Annotated in this window: 22 protein-coding genes and 1 pseudogene; 9 read left to right on the forward strand and 14 right to left on the reverse strand. The window is 62.9% G+C overall.

The window, feature by feature from the left end; translation table 11 throughout:
* Positions 1–33: 33 nt before the first annotated feature.
* The 3 genes from ACP15R_RS06115 to ACP15R_RS06125 all read right to left on the reverse strand — a co-directional run bounded on the left by ACP15R_RS06115 (position 34) and on the right by ACP15R_RS06125 (position 4,097).
* Positions 34–1,956, reverse strand: coding sequence for a vWA domain-containing protein (locus ACP15R_RS06115; protein ID WP_424985509.1), 1,923 nt, complete (start codon positions 1,954–1,956; stop codon positions 34–36).
* Positions 1,953–2,489, reverse strand: a complete 537-nt coding sequence (locus ACP15R_RS06120) for an RNA polymerase sigma factor (RefSeq protein ID WP_424985510.1) — start codon at positions 2,487–2,489, stop codon at positions 1,953–1,955. Before ACP15R_RS06120 ends, ACP15R_RS06115 begins: the two co-directional genes overlap by 4 nt.
* A 132-nt stretch (positions 2,490–2,621) precedes the next feature.
* Positions 2,622–4,097 (reverse strand): NAD-dependent succinate-semialdehyde dehydrogenase, encoded by a 1,476-nt coding sequence (locus ACP15R_RS06125; RefSeq protein WP_424985511.1) that lies wholly within the window; start codon positions 4,095–4,097, stop codon positions 2,622–2,624.
* 86 nt (positions 4,098–4,183) lie between these two features.
* On the opposite strand from ACP15R_RS06125, the gene ACP15R_RS06130 reads away from it, so the two are divergent.
* Positions 4,184–4,972, forward strand: a complete 789-nt coding sequence (locus tag ACP15R_RS06130) for an alpha/beta hydrolase (protein WP_424985512.1) — start codon at positions 4,184–4,186, stop codon at positions 4,970–4,972.
* Between the two features lie 236 nt (positions 4,973–5,208).
* Here the strand turns inward: ACP15R_RS06130 and ACP15R_RS06135 are convergent.
* A pseudogene (locus ACP15R_RS06135) lies at positions 5,209–6,162 on the reverse strand (Hint domain-containing protein); the annotation flags it as partial.
* A 286-nt stretch (positions 6,163–6,448) separates the two neighbouring features.
* Between ACP15R_RS06135 and ACP15R_RS06140 the strand changes: the two are divergent.
* The 5 genes from ACP15R_RS06140 to ACP15R_RS06160 all read left to right on the forward strand — a co-directional run bounded on the left by ACP15R_RS06140 (position 6,449) and on the right by ACP15R_RS06160 (position 13,147).
* The gene (locus ACP15R_RS06140; protein WP_424985513.1) at positions 6,449–7,657 is read left to right on the forward strand and encodes an aminopeptidase P family protein; all 1,209 of its coding nucleotides are present in this window, start codon (positions 6,449–6,451) and stop codon (positions 7,655–7,657) included.
* Positions 7,658–7,934: 277 nt separating this feature from the next.
* The gene (locus ACP15R_RS06145) at positions 7,935–9,593 is read left to right on the forward strand and encodes a di-heme-cytochrome C peroxidase (protein WP_424985514.1); all 1,659 of its coding nucleotides are present in this window, start codon (positions 7,935–7,937) and stop codon (positions 9,591–9,593) included.
* Positions 9,594–9,738: 145 nt separating this feature from the next.
* A complete protein-coding gene (locus ACP15R_RS06150) occupies positions 9,739–10,815 on the forward strand; it encodes a hypothetical protein (protein WP_424985515.1) in 1,077 nt (358 codons plus the stop codon).
* Between the two features lie 6 nt (positions 10,816–10,821).
* Positions 10,822–11,946: a hypothetical protein gene (locus ACP15R_RS06155; RefSeq protein ID WP_424985516.1), complete on the forward strand. Its 1,125-nt coding sequence runs from the start codon at positions 10,822–10,824 to the stop codon at positions 11,944–11,946.
* 121 nt (positions 11,947–12,067) lie between these two features.
* Entirely contained in the window at positions 12,068–13,147 is a 1,080-nt protein-coding gene (locus tag ACP15R_RS06160) for a PLP-dependent cysteine synthase family protein (protein WP_424985517.1), read from the forward strand.
* 126 nt (positions 13,148–13,273) lie between these two features.
* Here the strand turns inward: ACP15R_RS06160 and ccoP are convergent, their stop codons facing one another.
* Genes ccoP through ccoN form a run of 4 tightly spaced genes read right to left on the reverse strand, consistent with a single transcriptional unit; the run spans position 13,274 to position 16,573 of the window.
* The gene (ccoP, locus tag ACP15R_RS06165) at positions 13,274–14,143 is read right to left on the reverse strand and encodes a cytochrome-c oxidase, cbb3-type subunit III (protein ID WP_424985518.1); all 870 of its coding nucleotides are present in this window, start codon (positions 14,141–14,143) and stop codon (positions 13,274–13,276) included.
* Positions 14,140–14,325: a cbb3-type cytochrome oxidase subunit 3 gene (locus ACP15R_RS06170; RefSeq protein WP_424985519.1), complete on the reverse strand. Its 186-nt coding sequence runs from the start codon at positions 14,323–14,325 to the stop codon at positions 14,140–14,142. Before ACP15R_RS06170 ends, ccoP begins: the two co-directional genes overlap by 4 nt.
* Before the next feature lie 9 nt (positions 14,326–14,334).
* Positions 14,335–15,060 carry a cytochrome-c oxidase, cbb3-type subunit II gene (ccoO, locus tag ACP15R_RS06175; protein WP_424985520.1) on the reverse strand — a complete coding sequence of 242 codons (726 nt, stop codon included), beginning with the start codon at positions 15,058–15,060 and terminating at the stop codon, positions 14,335–14,337.
* A gap of 13 nt (positions 15,061–15,073) precedes the next feature.
* Entirely contained in the window at positions 15,074–16,573 is a 1,500-nt protein-coding gene (ccoN, locus tag ACP15R_RS06180) for a cytochrome-c oxidase, cbb3-type subunit I (RefSeq protein ID WP_424985800.1), read from the reverse strand.
* A gap of 303 nt (positions 16,574–16,876) precedes the next feature.
* On the opposite strand from ccoN, the gene ACP15R_RS06185 reads away from it, so the two are divergent.
* On the forward strand, positions 16,877–17,716 hold the full coding sequence (locus ACP15R_RS06185; RefSeq protein ID WP_424985521.1) for a universal stress protein: 840 nt from the start codon (positions 16,877–16,879) through the stop codon (positions 17,714–17,716).
* Between the two features lie 43 nt (positions 17,717–17,759).
* Here the strand turns inward: ACP15R_RS06185 and ACP15R_RS06190 are convergent, their stop codons facing one another.
* On the reverse strand, positions 17,760–18,014 hold the full coding sequence (locus ACP15R_RS06190; protein ID WP_424985522.1) for a GlsB/YeaQ/YmgE family stress response membrane protein: 255 nt from the start codon (positions 18,012–18,014) through the stop codon (positions 17,760–17,762).
* 71 nt (positions 18,015–18,085) lie between these two features.
* Entirely contained in the window at positions 18,086–19,408 is a 1,323-nt protein-coding gene (glyA, locus tag ACP15R_RS06195) for a serine hydroxymethyltransferase (protein WP_424985523.1), read from the reverse strand.
* Between the two features lie 101 nt (positions 19,409–19,509).
* Here glyA and ACP15R_RS06200 point away from each other — a divergent pair, with 101 nt between their 5' ends.
* Positions 19,510–20,394, forward strand: a complete 885-nt coding sequence (locus tag ACP15R_RS06200) for a LysR family transcriptional regulator (protein ID WP_424985524.1) — start codon at positions 19,510–19,512, stop codon at positions 20,392–20,394.
* Here the strand turns inward: ACP15R_RS06200 and fnrL are convergent.
* Positions 20,385–21,128: a transcriptional regulator FnrL gene (gene fnrL / locus ACP15R_RS06205; RefSeq protein ID WP_424985525.1), complete on the reverse strand. Its 744-nt coding sequence runs from the start codon at positions 21,126–21,128 to the stop codon at positions 20,385–20,387. The two genes, ACP15R_RS06200 and fnrL, sit on opposite strands and share 10 nt — an antisense overlap.
* Before the next feature lie 80 nt (positions 21,129–21,208).
* Here fnrL and hemN point away from each other — a divergent pair, with 80 nt between their 5' ends.
* Positions 21,209–22,564: an oxygen-independent coproporphyrinogen III oxidase gene (gene hemN / locus ACP15R_RS06210; protein WP_424985526.1), complete on the forward strand. Its 1,356-nt coding sequence runs from the start codon at positions 21,209–21,211 to the stop codon at positions 22,562–22,564.
* Between the two features lie 7 nt (positions 22,565–22,571).
* Here hemN and ACP15R_RS06215 read toward each other — a convergent pair whose 3' ends face one another.
* Genes ACP15R_RS06215 through ACP15R_RS06225 form a run of 3 tightly spaced genes read right to left on the reverse strand, consistent with a single transcriptional unit; the run spans position 22,572 to position 26,338 of the window.
* Positions 22,572–24,149 carry an ABC transporter ATP-binding protein gene (locus tag ACP15R_RS06215; protein ID WP_424985527.1) on the reverse strand — a complete coding sequence of 526 codons (1,578 nt, stop codon included), beginning with the start codon at positions 24,147–24,149 and terminating at the stop codon, positions 22,572–22,574.
* Complete coding sequence (locus tag ACP15R_RS06220; protein WP_424985528.1) at positions 24,146–25,252, reverse strand: ABC transporter permease; 1,107 nt, start codon at positions 25,250–25,252, stop codon at positions 24,146–24,148. Before ACP15R_RS06220 ends, ACP15R_RS06215 begins: the two co-directional genes overlap by 4 nt.
* Positions 25,253–26,338, reverse strand: coding sequence for a microcin C ABC transporter permease YejB (locus tag ACP15R_RS06225; RefSeq protein WP_424985529.1), 1,086 nt, complete (start codon positions 26,336–26,338; stop codon positions 25,253–25,255).
* Between the last annotated feature and the right edge of the window lie 5 nt (positions 26,339–26,343).

Consider the following 26,343-nt stretch of genomic DNA (forward strand, 5'->3'; position numbering starts at 1 on the left):
ACCCTACGTAAGCATCCGGATCGGGGCCGGTGTTCACTGCGCCGCGAGGCTCTGGGCAAGCCGCATGAGCTGGACCGCTTCGCTGCGGTAGCCATAGGGGTCCGCCCCCTTGCCGGAGGAGGCCAGTTCGATAGCCTCGTCATAGCCCCAGCTCCCGAGGTAACGGCCGCCACGCAGCAGCTGTCCGAACCCGGCGATTGCCGTCGCAAATGCAGTGTCCGGTTGCGCGGCCATATCGGCGGTGATTGCCGTTTCGATCAGCTGGCTGGCCCCGCTGCCCGGTGCCTTGTAGCGCAACCACAGAAAACCCAGTTCATCGCTCGTGGAACCGGTCTCGGTTGCCCCATATCGCAGGGGCTCGCTCAACCGCGCGGGCGAGCCGACAGGGGTAATCTCATAAAGTGCGGTCACCGCATGACCCGCCCCGATATCGCCGGCATCCACCTTGTCATTGTTGAAGTCCTCGCGCCGCAGGGCACGGGTTTCATATCCGATCAACCGGTATTCGGCGACTGTCGCAGGGTTGAACTCGACCTGTATCTTGACGTCATCGGCAATCGGGAACAGCGCGCCGGTCAGTTGATCAACAAGCACCTTCTGCGCCTCGGCCAGCGTGTCGATATAAGCCGCCTGCCCGTTCCCGTTCTGCGCCAGCGCCTGCATCGTCGCATCGTCCAGATTGCCGCGACCGAACCCCAGAACGCTGAGATAGGTGCCACCCTGTCGCTTGTCCGCGATGAAATCCTGCAACGCCGACGGGTCGGACAGGCCGACATTGAAATCCCCGTCCGTGGCCAGGATTACCCGGCTGACCTCGCCCTCCTGCGCCATCGCGGCGGCGGCGGCATAGGCCTGTTGCAGCCCGGCCTGCCCGGCGGTGCTGCCCCCGGCATCCAGCCGGTTCAACGCCGCCATGATGGTCTGCCGCTCCGAGGCCGGGGTCGGCTCCAGGACCTGCCCCGCGCTGCCCGCATAGGTGACGATGGCAACCTGATCCTGCGCCTGCAACTGTCCAAGCATCAGCGCAAAGGATTGCTTGAGCAGCGGCAGCTTGTTCGGCTGGTTCATCGACCCCGAAGTGTCGATCAGGAACACGAGGTTCAGCGGCGGGCGCTCTGCAATATCGGGCAACGCCCCTTGGATGCCGATATGAACCAGCCGCGTATCCGGGTTCCAGGGGGTCGCGCCCACCGAGACCGTCGGTTGAAACGGCGCTTCACCAACCGGCGCGGGATAATTGTACGGGAAATAGTTCACCAGTTCCTCGATCCTGACCATGTCCGCCAGCGGCAAACGCCCCTGCATCAGGGAATTGCGCACCACCGAATAGGATGCGGTATCCACATCGATCGAAAACGTCGAAACCGGATGTTCCGCGGTGATCCGCAGCGGGTTGCTGTCGGCATTCGCAAAGGCTTCGGTCGTGGCGTCGGGCGGCGAGATCAAATCGGGCGGTGGCATAAGTGCGATGGCCTGTCCCATTTCCGCCGATCCGGCGGGCGCGGCGAGCGACTTGGACATCCGGCGCACCGGGGATGTGGCCTCCGCCATGAATTCCTCTGCGATCCCGGCAGGCGGCTCCTGTACGATCTGCACGCTGTCGCTCGCGGCCTCCTGGGCATCCTGCGACGCAATCGCGGGGGAGGGATCGAAACGCGGGACATCGCCGGGGGCCAGGCTATCCCGCATCGGGCTCAGCGCCACAAAGGCAACGGCGACAATCGCGGTGGTTGCGGTCAACCCCGCACGAGAGGTCAGTGTATTCAGCATGATCTTTACTCCTGTCCAAAGGCTCGCTTTCGAACCATCGGACATGGGACGCGCGGCAGGCCGCGATCCTTGGAGCGCCTCGAAATTTTTCCGTGCCAGAGCCAGATGCGCCGCCTTGGTTGCGGCATCAGGTTCGGGTGTTGCCGCGCGCATCGCGGCTCCGAGATCGTCAAGATCATCGCTCATGCCTGCTCCTCCTCTGCCCGCCGCGCCCGCAGTTTCCGTTTCACTTCCGACATGCGCCAGCTGATCGTCCCCTCCGACACGCCAAGGATTTCCGCCGCCTGCGCATGGGTCATGTCATCCAGAACCAGCGCCAGCGTATCGCGCAAATCATCGGCAAGGCTGCCCATCGCATCGGTCAGCCAATCCACCCGCTGCGCCGTTTCCGCATCAGCCTCGCGGCGGGCGAGCTCCCAGATGCCCCACCCATCAGCGGCGCGCAGATGCGTGGCCTGTTTGCGCCGGCGGTCATGGGCCGCATTCACGACGACCCGGTACAACCAGGTGGTGAACCGCGCCCTTGCGTCGAAACGGGCGATCTTGGCCGGCAGCGCGGCGCAGATATCCTGGGTCAGATCTTCGGCCTCGGCACGCGATCCGGTCAGCCGAAAGGCAAGGTGAAACATCCGGTCATAGCAGCGGTCGAGCAACGCGGAAAACGCCGCCCGGTCCCCCCGCGCGGCCGAAATGGCCAGGTCTTCGTCACTTACATCCATGCGCATCACATAGACTGTGACGTGCGCGGGCGGTCAATCCTTGGCGGCAAAGCCAAAAAAGCCACTTTTTTTCCGCAAAACGCATCGGGGCGCCGCAATGGGCGCCCCGACCAATCTCATGCCAGGCCAGCTTCAGACCGACAGGCAGACATATTTCATTTCGAGGTAATCCTCGATGCCGTGATGGCTGCCTTCGCGGCCCAGGCCCGACTGTTTGACGCCGCCAAAGGGTGCGACCTCGGTCGAGATGATACCGGTATTGACGCCGACGATACCATATTCCAGCGCCTCGGCGACCTTGTAGACGCGGCTCAGGTCCTTGGCATAGAAATACGCGGCAAGGCCAAAGATCGTGTCATTGGCCATGTCGATCACCTCGTCCACGTCATCGAACTTGAACAGCGGAGCCAGCGGGCCAAAGGTTTCTTCCTTGGCAACGGCCATGTCCTGCGTCACGCCTGTGACCACGGTGGGTTCAAAGAACGTGCCGCCCAGTTCATGCGCCTTGCCGCCGGTCAGCACCGCGCCCCCCTTGGACGTGACATCGCCGAGATGCTCGAGCACCTTGTCCACCGCTTCGCTGTTGATCAGCGGGCCGGTGGTCACACCTTCGGCAAGACCGTCGCCGACCTTGAGATTCTCCACCGCGACCTTCAGCTTGGCGGCAAAGGCGTCATAGACCCCGGACTGGACATAAATCCGGTTGGCGCAAACGCAGGTCTGGCCATTGTTGCGGAACTTGCACATCATCGCGCCTTCGACGGCGGCATCGAGATCGGCATCGTCAAAGACGATGAACGGCGCGTTGCCGCCCAGTTCCATCGAGCATTTCATCACCTGGTCCGCCGCCTGCTTGAGCAGGATGCGCCCGACCTCGGTGCTGCCGGTAAAGGTCAGTTTGCGGATCGCCGGGTTCTCGCAGAACTCCTTGCCGATGGCGCTTGCCGACGACGAGGTGACCACGTTGAACACGCCCGCGGGGATACCTGCCCGCTCGGCCAGCACCCCCATGACCAGCGCCGAAAGCGGTGTTTCCTTGGCGGGACGGGCCACAAAGGAACACCCGGCCGCCAGCGCCGGGGCCGCCTTGCGGGTGATCATTGCGTTGGGAAAGTTCCAGGGCGTGATCGAGGCCGCAACGCCGATCGGCTGTTTCATCACCATGATGCGCTTGTCGCGCTGATGGCCGGGGATGGTTTCGCCGTAGATCCGCTTGGCCTCTTCGCCAAAGAACTCGATGAACGACGCGCCATAGCCGATTTCGCCGACCGCCTCGGCCAGCGGCTTGCCTTGCTCGGCTGTCAGGATGCGACCCAGGTCCTGGGCGTTCTCCATCATCAGGTCGAACCATTTGCGCAGGATACCCGCACGTTCCTTGCCGGTCATCGCCGCCCATTCCTTCTGGGCCGCTTCGGCCTGGGCAATCGCGTCCGCGACCTGCTCGCGGCTCAGGTCGGCAACCTCGGCGATCACGTCGCCACGCGCGGGGTTGGTGACGGCAAAGGTGCCATTGTCACCATCGACCCAGGCGCCGCCGATATAGGCCTTGGTCACCAGCAGTTCGGGGTCATTCAGTAGGGATTTGAGGTCGGTTGTCGTGTCAAGCATTGAAGTGCCCTCCCGCAAGAAAAATTACTCGCGCACGCAAATCAGGTGAGGCAAGCTTTGTCCAGACCACATTACGGGGAAACCGGATGGAACTTGACGATGCCTACGCAAACGGGGCGTATATCGACGATGCGGCCGCCTATCCGCCCCGCTGGGCAAGCGCCGCAAGCGGGTTTCGCGCGGCGCTTGGCGCGCGCGCCGAGATTGCCCTGCCCTATGGCCCCGCTGCGCGACAGGTGCTGGACCTGTTTCACCCCGAAACGCCGCCAATGGGCACGGCGATCTTCGTTCATGGCGGCTATTGGCTGAAATTCGACCGCAGCTCGTGGTCACATCTGGCCCGCGGCCTGCTTGCAAGGGGCTGGGCGGTTGCGATGCCGTCCTACGATCTGTGCCCGGCAGTGCCGATTGCGACCATCACGCGCCAGATCGCGCAGGCGGTTCAATATGTTGCCCGCCACAGCACCGGGCCGCTCTCGATCGCCGGTCATTCCGCCGGCGGGCACCTGAGCGCACGCATGTTGGACCGGGCGCTGATCCCGGCGGAGGTAGCGGCGCGCTTTCGGACCATCCTGCCGATTTCGCCCCTGTCCGACCTGCGCCCGCTGCGGCGGACCTCGATGAACGCCGATTTCCGGATGACAATGGCTGATGCCACCGCCGAGAGCCCCATTCTGATGCAGAACCGACATGATGCCCGGGTCGCGATCTGGGTCGGTGCAGACGAGCGCCCCGCATTTCTGGATCAGGCGCGCTGGCTGGCCGAGGCATGGGACATTCCCCATGTGATCGCGCCGGGCAGGCACCATTTCGATGTGATCGACCTGTTGCAGGATGCCGACTCGGACCTGGTTGATATGCTCACCGCGCCGTGATCCCGGCTTGCGCGCGCCATTGCCAGTGCCACCAGCCGAGGCGCGCCCCTGTCTTCGATGACCGGTTTGGCGTTTTTCATCAGGCGTCTGGCAAAGGCCCTCTGCCTGCCGGGGGGCGGCAGGGGGCGGCTTGGCACATCGCCTTCGAAACGCCACGCCAGATCGGGGCATTGCGACCTGATCTCGGCAACCGCATGTGGCCCCAGGGCGATACAGGCCTGATCCCCGGCGAACAACGCTTCGGCGGGTGCTCCATTGGCCATAACAACCTCGTGCCGGTCGCATAGAAAATGCCAGTAGGCGATCTGCTCCAGGTCCTCGGCGAGCGCGATTCCCGGCAGCCCGACCAGCTTTTTGGCCGCGATCAGAACCTGGCTTACCCCGAACATGCGCGCGGCAACGGGCGAGCAGGACAGCACGCGGTGCTGCTGTGACACGACAAGGTCGCGCGCGGGCAACCCGGCCCCCAACGCACCCGCCGCGATCCGGACCGGGCGCATGGCCCCGGTCGCGGCGACACGGCGCGAACCGATCCAGCGAATGGCCCGCTGACCCCCGTCAACACAGGACACCATATCGCCGGCCGCCAGGCTTTCGACCGGTCTGCAGCCCATCGGCGTGGCAATTTGCGTTCCCTGCGCGAAACACACCGCGAAATTGCCGGTCTGACGGTCCGCTACAAAACCGCTCACGTCCGAGTCGACCGCCACCCTGTCAAGGGTCAACGATTGGATCGGCTTGGCCTGAAGCGCGCGTTGATCGTCATTGGCGGTGAATTCCGGCGCCAGATAGCTGTTGCCGTCAGTGTCCTGAAAGATCACCGCGCTGATATTGGCGGTCGAGCCATCGGCATAGGTAATCGTCGCCCAATAGGCCGCGACACCGTCAAATTCCTGATCCGGGCCGTCATCTATGCGAAAGGTTTCTGAGGTGGTGTTGGCCATGTCATAGACACGATCATCACCACTGCGATAACTGTTGCTGCCCGGCGACAGGGTCTGGATCTGCTCTAGCAGCGGTGCATCTTCCGAGCCAAAGGTCAGCCCGACAAGATCGCTCGCCCCCTCGGCATTGTTGTTGCCTTCGACCGTGTCGAGGTCTGCCGTCCTCCCGAGGGAGATCACATTGAATGTTGTCGCCATACCGAACCTACTCGTACCACATCCGGGTTTCGCCGATGTCCCGGCCATTGTTTGGAGAAACGCCTGAGCGGGGTTTCCCGGTCGGACCAGTTGAGCGCCACCGGTTTAAGGTTCGCTGAATCCAAGCCGCGTGATGTCCGCAGGAATTGAATCAAAACGGTCATGTCCCGGGCTTGCGGGTCACCGCCCTGCCAATGTCGCGCGCCAGCGACAAAAGACTTGTCAGCCGGACCGATATTGGCAACCTATGCCGTATTCCGGTCGATGGCGTCGCCCGGTAGAATCGCTTGCATCGTCCTGAACGCCGGGACCTTTCTGCAAAGGAGGGTCAATCATGACCACACGTCCGGAAACCTATCGATTTCACAACGGCGACAAGGCCGCTCTCCCCTTTGACACCGAGGAATACCAGGCCCGGATTGCCGAGTTGCGCGAACGGATGGAGGCCACCGGGGCGGCGGCGGCAGTCTTTACCTCGATGCACAATATCGCCTATTATTCGGGCTTCCTCTATTGCGCCTTCGGGCGGCCCTATGGGCTGGTGGTAACCGAGGAAGACTGTGTGACCGTCAGCGCGGGCATCGATGCCGGGCAGCCCTGGCGGCGCAGCTTTTGCGACAATGTCACCTATACCGACTGGCAGCGCGACAATTTCTGGCGGGCGGTGGCCTCGGTCACGGGTACCGGCAAGGTGATCGGCTATGAAGGCGACCACCTGACCCTGATGCAGCGCGACAAGCTCGAGGATTTCCTGCAACCGCTTACCATGGTTGATCTGTTTGAAACCACGATGCGGCAACGCATGCACAAGAGCGCGGCCGAGATCGCGCTGATCCGCCAGGGGGCACAGGTTGCCGATCTGGGCGGCCATGCGATCCGCGATGCCATCCGTGCGGGCGTCCGCGAAATCGACGTGGCAATGGCGGGGCGCGATGCCATGGAGGCCGAGATCGCCAGGCGGTTCCCCGATGCCGAATACCGGGACACCTGGGTGTGGTTCCAGTCGGGGCTGAACACCGACGGCGCGCATAATCCGGTAACGGGGCGGGTTCTGGAACGCGGCGACATTCTGAGCCTCAACGCCTTCCCGATGATCTCGGGCTATTACACCGCGCTGGAACGGACCCTGTTCGTACAAGAGGTCGACGCCGCCAGCCTGGCCTTCTGGCAGGCAAATATCGCGGCGCATGAATACGGCATGTCGCTGTTGCAGCCGGGCGCGCGCTGTTCCGAGATCACCCAAAAGATCAATGCCTTTCTCGAAGAGCGCGACATGCTGCAATACCGCACGTTCGGCTATGGGCACTCGTTCGGGGTTCTGAGCCATTATTACGGGCGCGAAGCGGGGCTGGAACTGCGCGAAGACATCGACACCATCCTGGAACCGGGCATGGTGATCTCGATGGAACCGATGCTGACCATTCCAAACGGCCAGCCCGGTGCCGGCGGCTATCGCGAACATGACATCCTCGTCATTACCGACACGGGCAACGAGAATATCACCGGCTATCCCTATGGGCCGGATTTCAACGTGGTCGGCTGACGACCAAGGTCGCGGCGGGCGGGTCCTGGACCTCCCCGCCGTCCGGGATGCAGGGGCCTTGGGACATGGCCATGGGGATAACGATACAATCAACGGTTGCATCACGCTTTCCGTTTTCCTGAAATCTGATATAATGTGCCTCGTCCGAGGCCATCGAACGGTCAGGTGCCATTTTGCACCGGCCTGCCTCTCGCGTCCTTTGGCCGGATTGGGTTTGCCGCCGGCGAGATCAGATTTCGAGGTTTGAAACATGTTGTTTTCCCACAGGAACTTGCAAATGGGCACGCTGGCGGCGGGACTGCTTGCCATCGGGTTGGTCGCCTGCGACCCGGCGATGACCGACGAGCCGGTCTATCTGGACCAGGGGTGGTCCGAAGAACTGCGCCAACAATTCTATTTCACGCCGCAGGGCTCTCGCATGATGCCCAACGCGTGGTTTCGCGCCCTGGAAACCGCCACCGGCGATGGACGTTTCAGCGACCCGGCCAACCTTGCCAGATACGGGCTGATCGCGGCGGTGGGCGAGCATGAGCTGAACCCCGATGGCTATCCCGTGGGCTTTGCCATCGATCCCGCTCCGGGCGCACCGGGTGTGGGGCCGGCGGTCGGGTTGACCTGCGCCGCCTGTCATACATCGTCTGTCACCGTACAAGGGCGGTCGGTCCGGATCGACGGGGCACCGGCGCATTTTGATTTTGACAGTTTCTTTCAGGATCTCGCCCGCGCGGTTCAGCTGACGCTGGTCGACGAAGAACGGTTCGAGCGGTTTGCCGGTGCCGTCCTGGGCGACACGCTGACCCCCGAGACCGCCGCCCGGCTCAAGTCAGGTTTTGCCGCCTTCCAGGTCGACTTCACCGCCGAAGCCGCCCTGCGCCGCCCGGCGCTGCAATCGGGGTACGGACGGGTGGACGCGCTGACCCAGATCGTCAATTCCCTCGCGGTCCGGGATCAGAACGTCACCGCCAACCTGTTCCCGGTCGAAGCCCCGACAAGCTATCCGGCCTTGTGGTTGGCGCCGCACCTGGAATTCGTGCAGTGGAGCCCCATCGCCGCCAGCCCCATCGGCCGCAACAGCGGCGAGGTGCTGGGCGTGTTTGGCCATGCAAACCTGAACGCGGCGGCGGGTGATCCCTATGGCTCGACCATCCTGCTCGACGAGCTTGCGGCGATGGAAGCCTGGCTGACCGATCTTGCGCCGCCGGCGTGGGATCCGGAGTTGATGGGCCAGATCGACAGCGACAAGGCCACCGAGGGCAAGGAGCTGTTCGACAAGAATTGCGCGGGCTGCCACAATATGCCCCCCTATCGGCGCACCGACCCCGCCAGGAACTTCTTTGGCAAGGATTTCATCGAAATCGGCCGGGTGAATTACCGCGCCGTCGGCACCGATCCGGCCTATATCGAATCGCTGCTGTTCCGGCTCGTGCGCACCAATGACGTGACCGCTCCCGGCCTTGGGGATCACCCGGTTGTCCCGGCGGCGCGGTTCTTTCTGTCCACCGTGTCCAGGGTGGTTGGCAAGGCCATGGCGGATCAGGGGATCGGTCAGGACCAGCAGGCCGCGCTGCATGGCTTCCGGTTCTCCAAGGGCGACGATGGCAAACCCGTCCCCTATGGTCCGGGCAAGGAAACCCTGGCCGAGCTCAAGGCCCCGACGCTTGCCGGGGTCTGGGCCACCGGGCCCTACCTGCATAACGGCTCGGTTCCGACAGTTTACGAACTGCTCTCGCCGGTATCGGAACGCCGCGCCGTGTTCTGGACCGGTGGGCGCGAGATCGACCGCGAGCGGCTGGGCTTTGTCAGCGACGAGGCCGCGGGCCTGTTCCGGTTCGACACGGCGCTGCGCGGGAACGGCAACATGGGCCATGAATACCCCAAGGATGGCCTGACCCCGGACCAACGGCTGGCGATCATCGAATACCTCAAGACCCAGTGACCGAATAAAGGGCGGCCCCGGCACAGGCCGCTTTTCTTTCCGTCAATGATTTGCAAGACTTTCCCCAATTGTGTAGTGCGGCCAATGTAAATCGCCGTAACATACCCTATATACACGCGACGGGATATCAAACGGAGAGACGGTGATGGCTGATTTCGAGGACATGGTGCGCGAGTCCCAGGCCCAGGTGGCAAAGGGACAATCCGAGATCAAGGCCATGACCAGCAGGATCGAGGCCGCCCGCGCCAAGATCGAGGCCGGCGAGGATGCCAGCATCGACATCGAAAACGCCACGCTGGACGATGTGCATGCCCATACCGACGTGATGACCGCCAATATCGCGGAACTGATCATGGGGCTTGACGACGTGACCAGCGCGTTCTCCAAGGATTTCGACGAAATGCGTTCGAAAACCGGGTGGGAGAGCTTTGTCGGCATCTTCAGCAGCGCGAAGTCGGAATCGATGCGGCAGGAACGCATGCGGATGGCCAATATCGACGACAAGTTGCAGGACCTGATCGGCAAGTCGGACGTGATCGTCAAGCTGCTGGAGGGGCAGTTGGCGGTCTTGAACGACCAGAAAGATAAGGTGGAAACCAACCTTGCCAGCACGCTGGACGAGCGCGAAAGCACCGTCGGCGCGCTGGAATCCGTGCGTGCCGAGATTCTGGGCATGGACCCCAGGATCATCGAGCTGGAAAACAGGATCAGCGTCGAGCAGGACGCGGCCGCGCGCACCAAGCTTGAAACCGAACTGGCCGAGCTCAACGCGAAATACAATACGCTGGTGCAGGACGAACAGGTCAAGCTGGCCAAATCGCAGACCCTTGAACGTTATATCGAAAAAGGCAAATCCTGGGTCGACAGCCTGCAGAACCAGGCGGCGACGCAGATGGTCCTGATCAACAAGCTGCAAACCGACACGGCGCAGCGCGTTGTGCTCTATGATGCGCTGACCAAATCGCTGAAGACCGCGCAACAGCAGGACGTGGCGCACCGGATCAACGAGATTGGCGTCAAGACCGACCAGGAAGCGCAAACCGCCATGGCCGCCATCGGCACCGCGACCAACCAGAAAATGGCCGATATGCTGGAAGCGCATGAAGACCACATGGTGTTCGCCCGCGACGTGCTCGAGAAAAAGGCCAAGGCCGACGAACGCTTTGCCCGGCGGTTCGCGGCGATTGTCGAGAAGCATGACAAGAACCTGTACGGGGGCTGACGGGCGGTGATCGACGCGCCGGATCATGATCATGTCGGGCTGACGGACCTGTTTGCCAGCCGCCGCTATTTCCGCAAGTTCGAGGCAATTACCGGGCATCTGACCCGCGTGGCCGCGACGATGGAGACCGAGGGCACGCTGGGCAAGACCGAATTGCGGCTGCTGACGCGCTATGTGATGGCGCTGACCTTCACCTTTCGGGCACTGTCGATGAAATACCTGCTGGTCGGGCGCGACACCGGGCGGTTCTTTGGCTCGCTCACCATTGACGAACACGAAAGCGGCTTTCCCGTCGCGACCGAATTGATGACAATGGCCAATGATGCGCAGCAGGCAGACAAGCACCTGGCCAACCTGCCCTCCGAAACCGCGCTCAAGGACGAGATGGTGCGGGTGATTGTCAGCCAACGCCAGATCCCGACCAAGCTGCAATTCGCGCTGTCCCAGCGGCTCTATTACCAGGAATTGCTTCGGGGAGAGCTGTTCTGGGCACAGAATGATCCCGACTGCGTCTGGCTTGGTGACATCAGCGCCGACCGGCGGCGGTTCCTGTTGCACTGGGCCGTCTATGACAGCCAGGTCAATCTGCCCGTGGTCTACCTGATGGAGGTCGAGGATACCGGGCGTACCGCGCTGCCCAAGGACCAGCGGCGCTGGCCCGGCGTGCAGGCGCATCTGATCGCCCAGAGCCTTGGCGGGCTGAAACTGCTGACCATCGCGCAGGGGTTTGACGGGGATTTTGCCGATCTGCACCCCAAGCGGCTGCGCCGGTTCCACTTGGGTCCGATGTATTCCAGCGCCTATACCCGGCAATCCGGCCCCCTGCCCGAGGTGCTGGCCAATGCGGCGGCCCCCGAGGGTCAGGATTGGGCGCTTGTCTGGACCGCCGAGGACTTGCAGAGCGAACACGTGATCCAGGAACGCGCCGGTTGGTTTTCAAAGGTCGAGCGCCAGGTCTTTGCACTTGATCCCTTTTCCGGGCGCGGAGCGGAAACCGGTGCCACGCGCACCGAACGCGCGATTATCCTGCCGCAGCGCCCGTTCCAGGTCCTGGCCGAGCGCAACCCGCCGGGATTTGCCGATGTCCGGAAATTCGTGGTCGGCGCAGGCGGGCGGGTTCTCAGGTACTGACCCCGGCTTGTCCGCCGCTGAATCGCAAGACAAGCGCCGCGCGATGATGTTACGGTTGCCGGTATCCGGCCGCCGACAAAGCGCGAATTGCCGGCCTGACCAATTAGACGAGGGGAAATCGATGACCGCGAACAAGCTCCGTACCACCCAGGGAAACGGCCGCAGATATGACAGTATTCTCGATACGATCGGCAACACCCCGACAATCCGCGTCAACAACCTTGGCCCCGAGGGGGTCAATCTCTTTGTCAAGTTCGAGGCCTTCAACCCCGCCGGATCGGTCAAGGATCGGCTTGCGGTGAACATCATCGAAGCGGCGGAACGCGACGGAACGCTGAAACCCGGCCAGACCGTGGTCGAAGCGACAAGCGGCAATACCGGGATCGGCCTTGCCATGGTTTGCGCGCAAAAGGGCTATCCCCTCGTTGTCACCATGGCCGACAGCTTTTCGGTCGAACGCCGGAGGCTGATGCGGATGCTGGGGGCCAAGGTCGTGCTGACGCCGCGCGCCGAAAAGGGGTTTGGCATGTACCGCAAGGCGGTCGAACTCGCCGAAGCGCATGGCTGGTTCCTTGCACATCAGTTCGAGACCAAGGCCAACGCGGAAATCCACGCCGCAACCACGGCGCAGGAAATCCTTGGGGATTTTGACGGCGCGGCGCTCGACTATTTCGTGACCGGTTATGGCACGGGCGGCACGCTGACCGGTGTCGCGCGGGTGCTGCGCGACAAGCGCCCCGATACCAGGATCATCCTGTCCGAGCCGGCCAACGCGGCGCTGATCGGCAGCGGCATCCCCACCGAACGCGATGCCACCGGCGCGCCGACCTCGGGCCATCCGGCCTTTGAACCGCACCCGATCCAGGGCTGGACCCCGGATTTCATCCCGGCGGTCCTGCAGGAATCCATCGACAACGGAAACTATGACGACCTGCGCCCGGTGCCCGGCCCCAGGGGCATCGAATGGGCCCGCAAGCTCGCCAGCCAGGAGGGTATCCTGACCGGTATCTCGGGCGGCGCGACATTTGCCGTCGCCATGGACATCGCGGAACAGGCCGCGCCGGGCGCAAACATCCTTTGCATGCTGCCCGATACCGGCGAACGCTATCTCTCGACCCCGATGTACGAGGACATCCCGGAAGACATGTCAGAAGAGGAAATCAAGATTTCCCGCTCGACCTCGGGGTATCAGCTGGGCTGATCCACCACTCCGATACGGGCGCTCGGCAATGAGGCTGCCGGCCTTTCAGGAAACGCGCGAACAGATCGAAAGGCCGGCACCACGCTCCCGGACGGCCAGCGCCGCCCGGGAGTGTTTCTTGAAGAACTATTCGCCGCCGCCCAGCTGGTGAACATACACCGCCACCGCGCGGATTTGCGCCTCGGTCAGGCGGGTGTTCCACGCGGGCATCACGCCATACCGGCTATAGGTCACCGTATCGAGCAACGAGTCGTAATCGCCGCCATAGAGCCAGATGGCATCGGCCAGGTTCGGCGCGCCCTGTTCGCGATCCCCGGTCCCGTCATCGCCGTGACAGGCGGCGCAATTATCGGCGAAAACCTCGGCGCCCGCCGCGAGTTTGCCCGCATCCCGCGGTGTCCCCGACAGCGACATCACATAGTTCACAACCTGGTCGAGCTGTTCGGGTTCCAGGATCTCGTCACGGCCAAAGGCGGGCATCTCGGAATAGCGGGCATCTTCGTCATCCTCGTTGCGGATGCCATGGGCGATGGTGGTATAGATCGCCTCGATGTCGCCGCCCCACAGCCAATCGTCATCCAGCAGGTTGGGATAGCCCTTGGCACCGGCCGCCCCGGACCCGTGACATTGCGCGCACCAGGTGCGGAACACCGCCCCGCCGGCAGAGACTGCATAGGTATCGAGGTCCGCATTGGCCGGGATCGCATCCAGCGGCACTTCGACCAGCCGGGTGTTGATCGCGGCGTTGCCCTCGTCGACCGCCGCGATCTCTTCGGTCACCGCCCCGCGTGACGACCAGCCGAGAATGCCGGCGGTCGCACTGTTGATCATCGGCCAGGCCGGATAGGCGATCGTATAGGCGATACCCCAGATGATGCAGGCATATAGCGACCACAGCCACCAGCGGGGCATCGGGTTGTCGAATTCCTCGATCCCGTCCCAGCTGTGGCCCGTGGTATTCGGATCGCCTTCGAACTTCTGCGATTTCTTGCTCATTTCCGCGCCTCCTCGGATGTGGCGGGTTTGTTCTCGTGCCGGAACGGGATGTTGGAGGTGTCCTCGTAGGTTTTCGTGCTGCCCGGCCGGAACACCCACAGGACGATCCCGACAAAAAAGACGAACAGAAACAAGAGCATCCAGCTATCGGCGATCTGGCGCAGCAGAGTATAGAGTTCCATCGGCCCCTCCTAGCGGTTCGCGTCGGGCGTGAAGGTCGAGAAATCGACCAGCGTCCCCAGCATTTGCAGGTAAGCGATCAGCGCATCCGCCTCGGATATGCCCGGCTGGCCATCGAAATTGCGTACCTGCGCGCCTGGATACCGTTCGAGCATGGCGTCGTAGTCGCTGTCCGGATCGGCCTGTGCCCGGAAATCCGCCGCCGCGTTGTCAAGCATCTCGTCGGAATAGGGCACACCCACCATGCGATGCGTCCTGATCAGGTCGTCGATATGGTCGGGTTCGATCAGGTTGCGTTCGAGAAAGCCGTATTTCGGCATCACCGACTCGGGCACGACCGATTGCGGATCGCGCAGGTGATCCACGTGCCATTCGTCGGAATAACGCCCGCCAACCCGCGCCAGGTCCGGCCCGGTGCGCTTGGACCCCCATTGGAACGGATGGTCATACATCGACTCGGCGGCAAGGCTGTAATGCCCATACCGTTCGACCTCGTCGCGCATGGCCCGGATCATCTGGCTGTGACAGACGTAACAGCCCTCGCGGATATAAACATCGCGCCCGGTCAGTTCGAGCGGCGAATAGGGCCGCATGCCTTCCACCTCTTCGATCGTGTTCTCAAGGTAGAACAACGGTACGATCTGGACGATGCCCCCGATGGTCACGACCAGAAAGCTGAAGATCAGCAGCAGCGTCGCGTTGGTTTCCAGGATTTTGTGCTTGTCGAGAATTGCCATGGTCCTGGCCTCCTTATTCGGCCGGAATGGCTGTGGCAGCAACGGCTTCCTTGGCCGGGGCAGACCGCACAGTCATCCAAAGGTTGTAACACATGATGAGAGCACCACCGAGGAACATGACCCCGCCCAGCCCGCGCACCACGTACATCGGGAATTTGGCGGCCACGGTGTCGGCGAACGAGTTCACGAGGAAACCGTTGGCATCCACTTCGCGCCACATCAGGCCCTCCATGATACCGGTCACCCACATGGACGCCGCGTAGAGCACGATTCCGATGGTCGCGAGCCAGAAATGCCAGCTGACAAGCGACAGAGAATAGAGGCGTTCACGCTTCCACAACACGGGCACCAGGTAATACAGCGCGCCAAAGGTGATCATGCCGTTCCAGCCCAATGCACCGGAGTGCACGTGCCCGATGGTCCAGTCGGTATAATGCGACAGGGCGTTCACCGCACGGATCGACATCATCGGCCCTTCGAAGGTGGACATGCCGTAAAAGCCGACCGAAATCACCATCATGCGGATCACCGGATCGGTGCGCAGCTTGTCCCACGCCCCCGACAGCGTCATCAGCCCGTTGATCATGCCCCCCCAGGACGGCATCCAGAGCACGATCGAAAACACCATGCCCAGCGTCGTCGCCCAGTCGGGCAGCGCCGTGTAATGCAGGTGATGCGGACCGGCCCAGATATACAGAAAGATCAGCGCCCAGAAGTGAATGATCGACAGCTTGTAGGAATAGACCGGGCGCTCGGCCTGTTTCGGAATGAAATAATACATCATCCCGAGGAACCCGGCGGTCAGGAAAAAGCCAACCGCATTGTGCCCGTACCACCATTGCGTCATGGCATCCTGTACGCCCGAGAAGACCTGCACCGATTTGGAGCCCCAGATCGACACCGGGATCGACAGGTTGTTGACCACATGCAGCATGGCAACCGTCACGATAAAAGACAGGTAGAACCAGTTGGCCACGTAGATATGCGGCTCTTTGCGCTTGACGAGCGTTCCAAGGAAAATCGCCAGATAGGCCAGCCAGACCACGGTCAGCCACAGGTCGACATGCCATTCCGGTTCGGCATATTCCTTGGACTGGGTCGAGCCCAGCAGATAGCCGGTCGCCGCCAGCACGATAAACAGCTGATAGCCCCAGAACACGAACCACGCGAGATTGCCGCCCCAGAGTCGCGCCGCGCAGGTGCGCTGGACCACGTAGAACGACGTCGCGATCAGCGCGTTGCCGCCAAAGGCAAAGATCACCGCCGATGTATGCAGCGGGCGCAGCCGGCCGAAATTGGTGAACCCCTGCGCCCAGTCGAGGTTGAGCTGTGGAAAGGCCAGCTGAAACGCGATGACGACCCCGACGAGAAAACCGACAACGCCCCAGAAGGCGGTGGCAATGACCCCCGCGCGCACGACCGAATCGAAATACTCTGTCTGTGGCGCGGCGGCGGGTTCGGGTTCATCGGTGCGGCGCACAGTGTACAGGAACAGCCCGCCGGCCACGAGCATCACGATGACGCCGTGGACCATATAGGCCGTATCGCGTGCGTAGTTGATCGCGATCATCGATATCAACGTGATCAGACCAAGCACGACAAGCTTGATGTAATTCGACATGTTTCGTCCCTTTGGTCGTGCCCGCACGATTCGGTCGCCGCGCGGACATGGGTTTGGCTGGGCATTTGATGCAGAACCGCAACCGGAACCGCATTGATCTGCATCAATACAAACGACGCGCTTCTGTGACAGCGTCCACGCCATACGATCCCGGTTGCAAACCCGGCCGGCGACATCAAATTCCGCGAGGACCAGATGGCTTTCAAATCCCTGCTCACCGTTCTGACCAGCCTGTCTGACGCCGATCCGGCGCTCCGGCAGATCATCGCATTGGCCGGCGCACAGGACGCGCATGTCGAGGCATTGTGCCTGGGCGTCGACCGCAGCCAGACCGGCTATTATTATGCCGGGGCCAATGCCATGATCCTGCAGGAAACCCTGACCCGCGCAAATGCCGAAGCCGCCGAGGTTCTGGCCCATGCCAGCGATATTCTCGGCAAGTCGGGGGCGCGCTGGTCAGCCGATGACGGGGTGGCGCAGCTGGCCGATATCGGGCGTCACGTGGCCCACAGGGCGCGGTTTTCAGACCTCGTGGTGCTGCCGCGGCCCTATGGCGACAACCACGGAACCGAAGCTGAACCGATCATCGAGGCCGCGCTGTTCGAGGGACATGCGCCGGTTCTGATCGTGCCCGATCAGGGTGAACCGGTTGCCGCGCCGCGCAACATCATGGTGGCATGGAACCAGAGTGTCGAAGCGATGCGCGCGATCCGCCGTGCGCTGCCTTTCCTGGCCGCGGCCGAACTGGTGCGGATCGTGGTGATCGATCCGCCGAGCCATGGGCCGGAACGCTCGGATCCGGGCGGATTGCTGGCGCAGATGCTGGCACGGCACGGTGTCACCTGCGAAATCGACGTGCTCAGCAAGACGATGAACCGGGTGTCCGACGCGCTGAACCGGCACGCGGTCGACACCAGCGCCGACATGGTGGTGATGGGGGCCTATGGCCATTCCCGGTTCCGCGAGGCGATCCTGGGCGGGGCCACGCGCAATATGCTGGAACAGGCCAGGTTGCCGGTGTTCATGGCCCATTGACGCGCCCTGCCGGGCCCGAAGAACCGCCGGGGCACGGGGCCGGTTACGCCTTGCGGATCAGGCCGATGAGAAACAGCAGGATGACCGCGCCGATCGTGGCATGAAAGATCGAGGCAATCACGCCGCCGCCAACGGCGAACCCGAGCGCCGGAAAGATCATCCCGGCGACAAAGGCGCCGACCACGCCGACGATGATATTGCCGATCACGCCGAATCCGCGCCCTTTCATCAGCTTGCCAGCAATCCAGCCGGCAATCGCCCCGATCAGGATCATCGCGAGAACGCTGCCAAATTCCATCTGTCTATCCTCACCCTGTTGCGTGCAGGCAGGTTCGCACCATGCGCCCCCGCCCGCAACCCGTGGCGCGGTCAGCCATGGACAAAGTGCATGCCCTGGAACCCGGCGCGCATCTCGCGCGTGCGCGCGGCCACCTCAGCGGGATCATCGCCTCGCAATCCGTCAGCGATCAGCCGCGCCAGCTGCCCGGCATCGGCGGTTGTGACGCCCCGGCGCACCAGTTCCGGCGTACCGATCCGCAGCCCGTTCATGTCGCCCTCGACCCCGGCAATCGGCAAGCCGATGCCACAGGCCAGGAACCCGGCCCGGCGCAGGGTTTTCGACGCGGCCTGCCCGCCGCCGAACCGCGCGGCCTCGAGTGCGAATTGATGCGACCGCGTGGCCCCGGTGCCGGTCTGGAACACCGGCAGGCCCAGACCCGCCAGTTCCTCTGCCAGGGACCCGGCCAGGTCCAGCATCGCCTGCGCGTAATCGGCCCCGAAATCGATCCAGTCCAGCATGGTCAACGCCAGCGCCGCCGATTTCGCCGCATCGAAGTTGGCGGTCATGCCGGGAAAGGCGATCTTGTCGAGCCGCTCGGCGATCTCGGCATCATCGGTCACGATCAACCCGCCCGCCGGACCACCAAGGCTCTTGTAGGTGCTCATGGTCATCAGGTGCGCCCCCTCCTTGATCGGGTTGGCCCAGACACCGCCCGCGATGATCCCGCATTGATGCGCCGCGTCGAACAGGACCTTGGCCCCCACCTCGTCCGCGATGGCCCGGATCTCGCGCACCGGATGCGGCAAAAGGTTGAGGCTACCGCCGATGGTGATCAGCTTTGGCCGTACCCGCAGCGCCAGGTCGCGCAGAGCGTCCAGATCGACGGAATACCCATCCGCATTCACCGGTGCCGGATGGGTGGTCAGGCCATACAGCCCGGCACAGCCATCGCCATGATGGGTGACATGCCCCCCCACCGATGCGGGCGGAGCGATAATCGCATCGCCCGGCGCGGTCAGGGCCATGAAGGCATACAGGTTCGACTGCGCCCCCGAGGCGACCCGGATCTCGGCATATGCGGCGTCAAACACCCGCGCGGCAAGCTCGGCGGCGATGACTTCGATCTCCTCGATCGCCTCAAGCCCCATCTCGTATTTGTCACCGGGATAGCCAAGCGACGGACGGCTGCCCAGCCCAGCGGCCAGCACAGCCTCGGCGCGCGGGTTCATCACGTTGGTCGCCGGGTTGAGATTAAAGCACTCGGCATCGTGAATCTCGCGGTTCTGCCGCACCAGGGCGTCGATACGCGCGGTGACATCGGCGGCGGCCTGTCCCGACAGGCTGTGCGCGATATCCTGGACACGGGTTTCGCAATGGGCCGGAACCCAGGGGCGGTGGGCGAGGTAGGTCATGTGCAGCTCCTATGATCTTCTGTCATCGTCAAATCATCGCGGCGGCTTGCGCGCAAATCACTAATCATGAAAAATAGGGTTAGAAAAACTAAGGCTATTGCATGTCCGTCGCTCCACCGCGCCCCAAATCGCTTCCCCTGACCGCCCTGCGCGCCTTTGAGGCCGCGGCCCGGCTTGGCGGGTTTGCCGCCGCCGCCGAAGAACTGCATGTCAGCCCCGGGGCCATATCGGCGCATATCAAGGCCATCGAGACCGAACTGGGCGCCGCCCTGTTTGCACGTTCGGCGCGTGGCGTGCGGCTCACGCCGCTAGGACAGCGGGCGCTGCCGCATTTTGCCGAGGCGTTCGACGGGCTGGGGGACGCGGTTCAAAGGCTGCGCGCCGATGCCGCCCCCGGTGTCGTCCATATCGCGGCGCTCCCGGCGATAGCGCAATTCTGGTTGTCGCCACGGCTCCCTGCCCTGCGTGCGGCCGCGCCGGAAATCCAGATCTCCATCACCGCGCTGGAGCAACCGCCCAACCTCAAACGGGTGCCCTACGATCTGTGCCTGTTCCATTCCCGTGGCGAAGGCGAAACCGTTGCCGAAGATGCGTTGTTGCCGGTCTGCGCGCCGGCGATGGCTGCGCGCATGGCCCGGCCAGGGGATATGGCCGACCTGCCCTGTCTGACCGATACCGGCTGGCCCGACGATTGGCGGACATGGATCGACACCGCCCTGCCGGATGCGGGGTTCACGCCGCGCGGGCCGCTGTTCTCGCTCTATTCCCTCGCGGTCGAGGAAACGGTCAACGGCGCGGGTATCCTGATGGGACACACGGCACTGATCGCGCCCTACCTGGCCAGTGGCAAGCTGGTCGCGCCGTTTGACATGACGGTGCCGCTGCGCTCGTCGCTCCGGATGTGGAGCCTGCGTCCCGCCGCTCCCTCAAGCCCGGCGGGGCGCGTCGCCGGCTGGCTGCGCTCGCAGGCCCATGATCAGCCGTAGAACCCGCCATCGCTGTCGTCGCCCGCAACATCCATCAACCGGCCCAGATCGGGCACGATCACGTGTCGCTTGCCCCGCAGTTCAATGACCCCGTCCTTGCGCAGCGCCGACATCTGCCGGCTGACGGTTTCCAGCGTCAGGCCCAGGTAATCCGCCATCGCCTCGCGCGTCAGGGGCAGGTCGAACTCCATCGCCTCATTTGCGCTGCCCGGTGTCAGCGACGCATCACGACGCCCGACGATGCACAACAGGCTGGCGATTTTCTCCCGCGCTGTCTTGCGCCCCAAAACCAGCATCCATTCGCGCGCGGCATCCAGTTCGTCCAGCGTCATCTCGAGCAGGCGATGGGCGATATGCGGGGTTTCGTTCATCATCTTTTCGAACGGGTGTTTGCGGAAACAACACATCACGATATCGGTGGTCGCCACCACGTCATAGGGTGCGCCATCGCGGCCCGGACGACCGACAAAATCCGACGGCAGCAACAGGCCGACCATCTGCGTGCGCCCGTCTTCCATCGTCTGGGTCAGCGTCGCCACGCCGGATACCACCGAGCCGACGAAATCCATCTTGTCGCCGGACCAGATGATGGTCTGGCCGGCCTCGAAGCTGCGGTAATACTTGATGTCGTCCAGCTGTTCGAGCTCGTCCGCATCACAGCGCGCACAGACGGCCTTGTGGCGAATGGGGCATTCCGCGCAATGCGGAGCGATCTTGTGGCTTGGCACGTACATGTCGGTCTCGCGATGTCAACGTTGCGCCCAGTTGATCTGGGTCAAGGATCAGGATGGTAAACCCGAATTAGCGTATACCCATGATACCGAAATCACAATTGGCCGCGTTAGGACTCTTTGACGCCAAGGTGCCGCGCTATACCAGCTATCCGACCGCCCCCCATTTCAGCACCGGGGTGGGCCCCGAAACAGTTACGACATGGATTTCACAGATCCCCGAGAACAGCGCGATCTCGCTCTATGTACACGTGCCGTTTTGCCGGCGTCTCTGCTGGTTCTGCGCCTGCCGCACGCAGGGCACCCAAAGCACGTCTCCGGTGCGGGCCTATCTTGAAACACTCAGGGCGGAACTGCGGCTTCTGAAACGGTACCTGCCGCGTGGCGTGACGCTGTCGCGGCTGCATTGGGGCGGTGGCACGCCAACTTTGTTGGACCCGTCGATGATTGCCGATCTGTCCGGGGCGATCGGCGAGCTGGCCGGGTTTGCGCCGAATGCCGAATTCTCGGTCGAGATCGACCCCAACGAGCTCGACGCCGCCCGGCTGGACGCGCTGGCGGCGGCGGGGATGAACCGGGCTTCGATCGGGGTGCAGGATTTCGACGACACCATCCAACAGACCATCGGGCGCATCCAGGGCTATGACATCACCCGCGAGGCGGTCGAGATGATCCGCGACAGGGGCATCCGCAGCCTGAATGCCGACATCCTGTTCGGCCTGCCGCACCAGACACAGGCGCGGATGACCGAGAGCGTCCAGAAGCTCCTGTCACTCAACCCGGACCGCGTGGCGCTCTATGGCTATGCCCATGTGCCGTGGATGGCCAAGCGCCAGCAGCTGATCCCGTCCGAGGCCCTGCCCACGCCACAAGAGCGACTGGCGCTGTTTGAAACCGCGCGCAAGCTGTTCCTGTGGGATCACTATTGCGAAATCGGGATCGATCACTTTGCCACCAAGGAAGACGGCCTGACCCGCGCGCAGAAACTCGGCCGGCTGCGGCGCAATTTCCAGGGTTACACGGACGACACGTCGGACGTGTTGATCGGCATCGGCGCGTCCTCGATCTCGCGTTTTCCGCAGGGCTTTGCCCAGAACGCCCCGGCGACATCCGCCCATACCGGCAAGATCCGCGCGGGCTCGTTCTCGACATCGCGCGGGCACCGGTTCACCGGTCAGGATGCCATGCGGGCGCGCATGATCGAAAGCCTGATGTGCGATTTCCGCATTGATGGCGACGACATCATCGGCAGGTTTGGTGCCACCCCGGCGGAGCTCGCCGCGATGTATGACAAGGCACAGCGCGCGTTTCCCGATCTGCTGAGCGTGGCGGGCAACACGCTGTTCATTCCGCCAGAGGCGCGCCCGCTGACCCGGATGATCGCCCGCAGTTTCGATGCCTATGACCTGAGCAAGGCAGGACACAGCTCGGCGATCTGATGGCCGGTCATCCCGCCGCCGCGATCAGGGCGCGGGTATATTCGGTGCGTGGGCGGTCGAACAGGTCTTCGGTGGCGCCTTGCTCCACCACGTCGCCCTGTTTCATCACCAGAACCTTGTGGCTCATGGCGCGCACCACCTTGAGATCATGCGAGATGAACAGGTAGGCCAGCCCGTATTTCTGTTGCAGGTCGCGCAAAAGGTCGACGATCTGCACCTGCACCGTCATGTCCAGCGCCGAGGTCGGCTCGTCCAGCACCAGCAGCCGGGGGCGCAACACCATGGCCCGCGCAATTGCAATGCGCTGACGCTGACCGCCCGAAAACTCATGCGGATAGCGGTCCATCGTGTCGGGATCGAGCCCGGTTTCGGTCATCGCCTCCGCGACCAGTTCACGCTTGTCCCGCGTGGGGTCGACCTTGTGAATGTCCAACCCCTCGGAAATGATCTGCTGGCAGGTCATGCGCGGCGACAACGAACCGAACGGATCCTGAAAGACGATCTGCATCTCTGCCCGCAGCCGGCGCAGTTCCCGGGTCGACCATTTGCGCACATCCTGCCCGCGAAAGGTGATCGCGCCCTGAGACGAGATCAACCGCATCATCGCCAGCGCCAGCGTGGTCTTGCCCGAACCGGATTCGCCCACGATCCCCACCGTTTCACCCGCGCGAACGCTCAGCGTGGCCTGGTTGACCGCCTTGACGTGCCCGACGGTTTTTTTCAGAAAGCCTTGCTGAATCGGGAACCAGACCTTCAACTGATCGGTGCTGGCAACCTCTTGTGCATCCGCGGGCACCGGCCCGGGCTGGCCCGAGGGCTCTGCCGCCAACAGCTTTTGCGTATAGGGATGTCGCGGGTTCTCGAATATCTCGGCGGTGGGTCCGGTCTCGACAATCTCGCCGCCCTTCATCACACAGACCCGGTCGGCCACCCGTCGCACGATGCCAAGGTCGTGGGTGATGAACAGCAGACCCATGTTTTCCTGTTTCTTGAGATCCGCCAGCAATTCGAGGATCTGCGCCTGGATCGTCACGTCCAGCGCGGTGGTTGGTTCATCGGCGATCAGGATGTCGGGCTTGTTGGCCAGCGCCATGGCAATCATCACCCGCTGCCGCTGCCCGCCCGAGAGCTGATGCGGGTAGGCCCCCAGACGAGTTTCCGGATCGCGGATTCCCACCTTGGTCAAGAGGTCAAGGATGCGGTCGCGGGCCGCCTGCCCGGCCAGCCCCTGATGCAGGGCGAGCGATTCCGACAATTGCCGCTCGATCGTGTGCAGCGGGTTGAGCGAGGTCATCGGCTCTTGAAAGATAAAGCTGATGTCATTGCCCCGCACCTTGCGCAGCAACCGTTCCGGCGCGCCGATCATCTGCTGGCCATCATAGGTCACGCTGCCTTCGACATGTGCGCTGTCTCCGAGCAGCGCCACCGTGGACAGCGCCGTCACCGATTTGCCCGACCCGGATTCCCCCACAAGCGCCACGGTCTCGCCCCGGTCCAACGAAAACGACACGCCGCGCACCGCGGGGCTGAACTGGCCATCCTGCGAAAAGGACACCCTCAGGTTCTCGACGGTCAAAAGGCTCATGAGAACGTCTTTCTCGGGTCGAACGCGTCTCGCACGCCTTCGAAGATGAACACCAGCAGCGACAGCATGATGGCAAAGGTAAAGAACGCCGTGAATGCCAGCCATGGCGCTTGCAGGTTCTGCTTGGCCTGCAAGGTCAGCTCGCCCAGGGACGGGGCCGACGAGGGCAAGCCGAAGCCGAGGAAATCCAGCGACGCCAGCGCCGCGATGGTTCCGGTCACGATAAAGGGCAGCATGGTCAGCGTCGCCACCATCGCATTGGGCAGCATGTGCCGGAACATGATCGTCAGATTGCCAACCCCCAATGCCTTGGCCGCGCGTACATATTCGAGATTGCGGGCGCGCAGGAACTCGGCCCGCACAACCCCGACAAGGGCCATCCAGCCAAAGGCGATCATCAGGAACACCAGCAACCAGAAACTGCGCCCCAGAATCGCGAACATGATGATGATGACATAAAGCTGCGGCGTACCGGACCAGATCTCGATGATGCGCTGAAAGATCAGGTCGAGCCAGCCCCCGACATAGCCCTGCACCGCGCCGGCGGCGATACCGATCAGGCTGGACACCGTGGTGACGATCAGGGTGAACAGGATCGACAGACGAAACCCGTAGATCACCCGCGCCAGCACGTCGCGCTTGGTGTCATCGGTTCCCAGCAGGTTCTGCCCGTTGGGCGGCAAGGGGGCCGCGCCGGGGCGGTCCACGGTGGTGTTGAACGAATAGCGGATCGGCGGCCACAGCGCCCAGCCCTGTTCGATCGGCGCACCGTCGATCATGCCGGTCCTGGCCTCTTGCATGATCGCGTCGGGATCGTCGAAACACAGGTCAGAGCCACCCGAGCGGATCAGGCATTCAACCTCGGGATCGCGATAGATCGCCTCGGTCTGGAAATCCCCGCCAAAGGCGGTTTCGGGATAGAACCTGAAGATCGGCGTGTAATAATCGCCGCGATAACTCACCAGGATCGGCTTGTCATTGGCGATGAACTCGGCAAACAGCGACAGGCCGAACAGAATGCCAAATATGATCAGCGACCAGAAGGCCCGGCCATTGCGGCGAAAATTGCGCCAGCGGCGCTGGTTGAGCGGTGACAAGGCCATTTACCCCTCGCGCCGTTCGAAATCGATACGCGGATCAACCAGCACATACATCAGGTCCGACAGGATCCCGGTCAGCAACCCGATCAAGCCGAACATGTAGAGCGTGCCGAACACCACCGGATAATCCCGCGCCACCGCGGCCTCGTAGCCAAGCCGGCCCAGCCCGTCGAGCGAGAAAATCGTTTCGATGATCACCGAACCGCCAAAGAAAACCCCGATGAACACCGCCGGAAAGCCCGCGATCACGATCAGCATGGCATTGCGGAACACATGGCCATACAGCACCTTGCGCTCGCTCAGCCCCTTGGCGCGGGCGGTCATGACATAGTGTTTCTTGATCTCGTCCAGAAAGCTGTTCTTGGTCAGCAGGGTCAGCGTGGCAAAGGCCGAAATGGTCGAGGCCACGACCGGCAGCGTGATGTGCCAGAAATAGTCGGCGATCTTGCCCAACAGGCTGAGCTGGTCCCAATTGTCCGAGGTCAAGCCGCGCAGCGGGAACACCTGCCAATAGGATCCCCCGGCAAACAGCACCAACAGCAGGATGGCAAACAGGAAGCCGGGGATCGCATAGGCCATGATGATGATGCCGCTGGTCCAGGTATCAAAGCTCGACCCGTCGCGCACTGCCTTGCGGATGCCCAGGGGGATCGAGATTGCATAGGCAATCAGCGTCGACCACAGGCCAAGTGTGATCGACACCGGCATCTTTTCAAGGATCAGGTCGATCACGCTGGTCGAGCGGAAATAGCTTTCGCCGAAATCAAACCGGGCATAATCCCCCAGCATCTTGAAGAACCGTTCCAGCGGCGGCTTGTCGAGCCCGTATTGCCGTTCGAGTTCCTCAACGAATTCAGGCGGCAAGCCACGCGCGCCCACATAGCGGTCATTGGCCCCGGTTGACTGAATCTCGACATCCGCGCCGCCGCCGGCAATGTTCTCGAACACATCGCCGCCGCCTTCCATCTGGGCGATGATCTGTTCCACCGGCCCGCCGGGGACAAACTGGACCAGCACGAAATTGATGATCAGAATACCCAGCAGGGTCGGGATCACCAACAGCAGGCGTCTTGCGATATAGGCTCCCATCGGGT

This window comes from Microbulbifer sp. S227A (assembly GCF_049800935.1).